General features: G+C 55.9%; 4 protein-coding genes and 1 pseudogene. 2 read left to right on the top strand and 3 right to left on the bottom strand.

Translation table 11 applies throughout. The annotated features are described in order from the left end of the window. Positions 1–491 (top strand): annotated as a pseudogene (locus H6F43_RS19785) (serine/threonine protein kinase); the annotation flags it as partial. Here H6F43_RS19785 and ribBA read toward each other — a convergent pair. Beyond that, positions 467–2149, bottom strand: a complete 1683-nt coding sequence (gene ribBA / locus H6F43_RS19790) for a bifunctional 3,4-dihydroxy-2-butanone-4-phosphate synthase/GTP cyclohydrolase II (RefSeq protein WP_347272445.1) — start codon at positions 2147–2149, stop codon at positions 467–469. The pseudogene H6F43_RS19785 and the gene ribBA overlap by 25 nt on opposite strands. A gap of 258 nt (positions 2150–2407) precedes the next feature. On the opposite strand from ribBA, the gene argC reads away from it, so the two are divergent. After that, a complete protein-coding gene (gene argC / locus H6F43_RS19795; protein WP_190344687.1) occupies positions 2408–3466 on the top strand; it encodes an N-acetyl-gamma-glutamyl-phosphate reductase in 1059 nt (352 codons plus the stop codon). A gap of 4 nt (positions 3467–3470) precedes the next feature. On the opposite strand, the gene H6F43_RS19800 is transcribed toward argC, so the two are convergent. Then, on the bottom strand, positions 3471–4361 hold the full coding sequence (locus H6F43_RS19800) for a lipid kinase (protein WP_190344689.1): 891 nt from the start codon (positions 4359–4361) through the stop codon (positions 3471–3473). Between the two features lie 81 nt (positions 4362–4442). Continuing rightward, positions 4443–4766, bottom strand: a complete 324-nt coding sequence (locus H6F43_RS19805; protein ID WP_190344691.1) for a phasin family protein — start codon at positions 4764–4766, stop codon at positions 4443–4445. Between the last annotated feature and the right edge of the window lie 83 nt (positions 4767–4849).

A 4849-nucleotide genomic window follows, 5' to 3' on the forward strand; every position in this document is an offset into this window, starting at 1 on the left:
GACCGCTCTCTCCCACGCAGGCTCTTGCCGTGATGCAGCAGGTGTGCGAGGTGCTCGGATATTTGCACCAGCAGTCGCCGTCGATCGTGCATCAAGACTTGCAGCCAGAGCATCTAGTCGCGCGGAGTCCGGCAGTAGGAGATCTGAACCTAACCGTTACTGGATTGCTGTCGCTCCCGGAACTGCAACTGGATACGCAAGCCGCACTCGGCTATCGCGCGCCGGAGCAGTCGCTAAGACAGACCTCGACCGCGTCTGATCTGTTTGCGCTGGGACCGATTCTGGTGTATTTGCTGACGGGGAAAGACCCGCATTCGTTCTACACGCAGCGCGAACAGGGGTTTCGCTTTTACCCAGAGTACGTCCCCGGTTTAACTCCAGACCTGATCGCGATCGTGCGTCGCCTGACGAATCCAAACCCCGCCGAGCGCTACCGATCGTCTGACGAAGTCGCCGCGGCGCTGCGTCAATCCAACGCCGAGAAGCTATAGATCGTTTGCGTTTGCAGCGAGTGCTGACACAGCTCCGACGGTTTCTGATTTGGTGCAAGGGTTTGCCGATCGAGCTGCACCTGCAAGCCCGTTAGTGGATCAGACCCCGGCGACACAATGAACTCTAGGGTTTGCAGATTCGGTAGCTGCGTCACACCGTCTAGAATGTGCGCGATCGCCTGTGTGGAGGCGTGATCGCACTGCTGATACCAGTCCGCGTCCAGCGTCACAAACTGATCGAAGCCCAAATGCACCATCAGCGACGGTTGCCCAAACATTGCCGCTGCCACCGGACGGACTTCTTCTTGTAGCAAAAGCCCGTGAGATTTTGCCAAATAGCGCAGCTTTTGCAGGTAGTCGTAGCGCTCCGTCAGCGACGGAACAGGGTCGCGCCAGCGAATTGCTAGCGTCACCAGATAGGTCCGCAGGAATAGATGCCCCAGCTTCTCTGCTTTGGTTGCAAGGTAGCTGGAGTTGTATGACGTAGCTTCAATCAGCAGGGGCACGCGATCGACCACTTCCAGCCCATAGCCCTTGAGTCCGGCAATTTTGCGCGGGTTGTTGGTAATTAGCCGCATCTGGCGCACGCCCAAATCGCTGAGGATCTGAGCGCCCATGCCGTAGTTCCGCAGATCTGCCGGAAAGCCCAAATGCTCATTCGCCTCTACGGTATCCAACCCCATATCTTGTAGCGAGTACGCCTTCAGCTTGTTGACCAACCCAATCCCACGTCCCTCCTGCCGCAGGTAAACCACCACACCCTGCCCAGCGTTTTCAATCATTTTCAGCGCTGCCTGAAGCTGCATCCGGCAGTCGCAGCGCAGGGAGCCTAGCGCGTCTCCTGTCAAACATTCGGAGTGCATCCGCACCATGACCGGAGCGTCCCTAAACTGGTCAAGATTGCCTTTAACGATCGCAATGTGCTCGGAGTTATCGAGCGTGTGACGGTAGGCGTAGATGTGAAAATGCCCAAACTCGGTCGGCAGATCGGCGATCGCTTCCCGTCGAATCAGCCGTTCGTGCTCTAGCCGATAGCTAATTAGATCCGCAATGCTGATAATTCTAAGTTGATGCTGGCGGGCGTAGTCAATCAGTTCTGGCAGCCGCGCCATTGAGCCGTTTGAATTCTGGATCTCGCAGATAACCCCTGCCGGATACAGCCCTGCCAACCGGGACAAATCAACCGCGGCTTCGGTATGTCCTGCCCGTTTCAGCACACCGCCGTCTCTTGCCCGCAGCGGAAACACATGTCCTGGACGCCGCAAATCGGTCGATCGTGCCCCCGGATTAATTGCCACCTGAATCGTGCGGGCGCGGTCTTCGGCAGAGATGCCCGTCGTAACTCCTGCGCTGGGTGAGGCGTCAATGCTAACCGTAAACGCTGTCTGGTTACTGTCGGTGTTGTTCGTCACCATTAAGGGCAGGTCCAGCTCATCCAGCCGCGCCCCGGTCATGGCTAGACAAATTAGACCCCGCGCGTACACTGCCATGAAGTTAATCATGTCTGGTGTAGCAAACTGGGCGGCGCAGATCAAATCCCCTTCGTTTTCGCGGTTCTCGTCATCTACCACGACGATCGCCCGACCGGATTTGAGGTCTGCCAACGCAGTCTCGATCGTATCAAACTTAAACGGAGTTGCAGCAGAGGACAAATTCACAGAAGCTCTGAAGCGATTTGTGACGTTTTCTAACAATCGCTCTTATTTAAATTGTAATGGGTTTGGGGACTGAACTGGACACAGAGTAGGCAATGGGAGTGGGGACATCCCACAAAACACGATCGCTAGAAATGCACCAGTCTGTGATGCTTAGCTCCTAGCTCTTATTCCCTCCGTCCGACTCCCCCACAAAATCCCGTTCTGGTACTACAATGCAGCAAACATTGAGTGCTTGCGCCATCAGGAAGGTGAAGGATTATGGGGGACGAGGAGCGCATACCAGTTGGCATTATCGGTGCGTCAGGCTATGGGGGAGTCCAGTTAGTCCGGCTCCTGATGGATCATCCGCGCTTAGAGCTGGCGTATCTGGGTGGTGAAAGCAGCGCGGGACAGCCATTTTCGGATTTATATCCTCATTTGGGTCATCGAGTACAGCAAACCATTGAGCCGATCGATCTGGAGAAAATTGCCGATCGCTGTCAGGTCGTGTTTCTTTCGCTGCCCAACGGACTGGCGTTTAAGATGACGCCGACGCTGCTAGAAAAAGGCTGTAAGGTGCTGGATTTGTCGGCAGACTACCGCTTTTCCGATCTGGACACGTACACGGCGTGGTACGGCGGCGATCGACCTGATCGTGCGGTTGCCGAAACTGCCGTGTATGGGTTGCCGGAACTGTACCGCGATCGGATTGCTCAAGCGCAGCTCGTAGGCTGTCCGGGCTGCTACCCGACCGCGAGTTTGCTAGCGCTGTCGCCTCTGCTGAAGCAAGGGCTGATTGTGCCCGAAACGGCAGTGATCGATGCAAAATCGGGCACGTCTGGCGGCGGCAGACAGGCAAAAACCAACCTGCTGCTAGCAGAGGCGGAAGGCTCCCTTGGAGCGTATAACATCGCTCGCCATCGCCACACACCCGAGATCGAGCAGGTGTGCAGTGACTTAGCAGGGCATGAAGTGCTAATTCAGTTCACGCCGCATTTGATCCCAATGGTGCGTGGCATTTTAGCGACCGTGTATGCGACGCTGCGCGATCCGGGACTGGTGCGCGAGGATTTGCTCACCATTTTCAGCGCCTTCTATCGCAATTCACCCTGGGTTAAAGTACTTCCAAGCGGCATTTTTCCGCAGACAAAGTGGGCGTGCGGCACCAACCTCTGCTACATCGGGCTGGAAGTAGACCCGCGCACCGCTCGCGTAATTGTCGTATCGGCGATCGACAATCTCATGAAAGGACAAGCGGGACAGGCAATTCAGTGCCTCAACCTGATGATGGGCTGGCAGGAAACGCTAGGACTGCCTCAACTAGCGTTTTATCCCTAAAACGCTACGGTAGCGCTGGCTGAGGCACTAGAACTGAGATCGCTTGTGGAATCACGCGAAACTGAGCGGGCGTTGCCGTGGTAATTTCTCCATCGGTGTTAATGGCGTAGGGTCGGAGGGTGTGGACCTCAATTTCCTGACCGCGCATCGTGTTGACAAACGACCACGAGGCGTGAGTGCCCGATCGCATCGCAGGCAGCAGTGGAATCATCTGCCACCAGTGACGAATCTCCAGGCTGTAAAGGTCCAAGCGCTGGTCATCGATCGCCGCGTCTGCCGCGACAGTGAGTCCGCCGCCATAGTACCGACCGTTGCCGATGGCAATCTGCACCGTCCGCACCCGATGCACCTTCCCGCTCATGCGAATTTCGGCAGTGAAGGGCACTGACTTGGTCAGCACCCGCACCGCCGCGATCGCGTAGGCAAATACGCCCCAGCGCCGCTTCACCTCGCGGCTAAGCTGCTGCGTGATGTTGACGCTTAGCCCCAGACTGGCGACGTTAAAGAAGTGTTTGCCATTCACCCAGCCTAAGTCGATCGGCTGCAACCGTCCGTAGGCAATCACCTCACAGGCGTCCTCGATCGTCGTGGGGATGCCGAGCGTTCTCGCCAGATCGTTCGCAGTTCCCAGCGGCAAGATTCCCAGCGGCAGTTTTGTTTTGACAAGTCCCTCTACCGCCGCATTCAGCGTGCCATCGCCGCCGCCAACAATCACGAGGTCAACTTGGTCGCGGTGCTGCTGTATTGTGTCCGTCAGCGAATGAAGATCTACGGTGTTGGGTTCTATCAAGTCCAAGCCGAACGCTTGAAGCTGGTTGATCGCCTGCGATAGATCTTCCTGACCCCGGCGGGCATGGCGATTGACCAAGAGCAGCGCCCGTTTTATATCAGTCATTACGTAGTTAGCGATTAGGTTTTAGTCGTTCAGTCTCCAAGAACTATTCTCTAACAGCTAATCGCTAATAACGAATGACTTCTAGCGCCAGAGCTTATTCTCTAAGTCGCGAATCTGACGCTCAAGGCGATCGATGCGTCCACGCAGTTCGTCCATCTCTGCCTGACGCGGCACGCCAATGTCTTGCAGAACATTTCGCAGTTGTCGCTGCATCGTTGACTCAAAGTTGCCCTGCTCAGACTTCAGCTTCTGCATCAGGTCATCCATGACGTCTTTTGCCTGCTCTGGATTCAGCTTGCCGTCTTTGACCAGTTCATCGCTTACCTCTCGCAGCTTGTCTGCCACCAGTGAGGTTGTTCCTACACCAAGCATCAGTATCTGCGTCAGCCAATTGTTGTTGTCCATGCTGTCTTCCTACCACGGGGCTGAAAAGGGATTGGGTAATCCGTTACCCTTTCTATTCTGGCAAATCTGCGGGTTGCCCAGCC

It is taken from the genome of Leptolyngbya sp. FACHB-36 (assembly GCF_014695955.1).
Classification (GTDB): domain Bacteria; phylum Cyanobacteriota; class Cyanobacteriia; order Leptolyngbyales; family Leptolyngbyaceae; genus FACHB-36.

Excerpts from the sequence above, each read along its gene's own strand:
- H6F43_RS19805 (WP_190344691.1), bottom strand. The coding sequence starts at position 4,766 with ATGGACAACAACAATTGGCTGACGCAGATACTGATGCTTGGTGTAGGA.
- argC (WP_190344687.1), top strand. The coding sequence starts at position 2,408 with ATGGGGGACGAGGAGCGCATACCAGTTGGCATTATCGGTGCGTCAGGC.
- H6F43_RS19800 (WP_190344689.1), bottom strand. The coding sequence starts at position 4,361 with ATGACTGATATAAAACGGGCGCTGCTCTTGGTCAATCGCCATGCCCGC.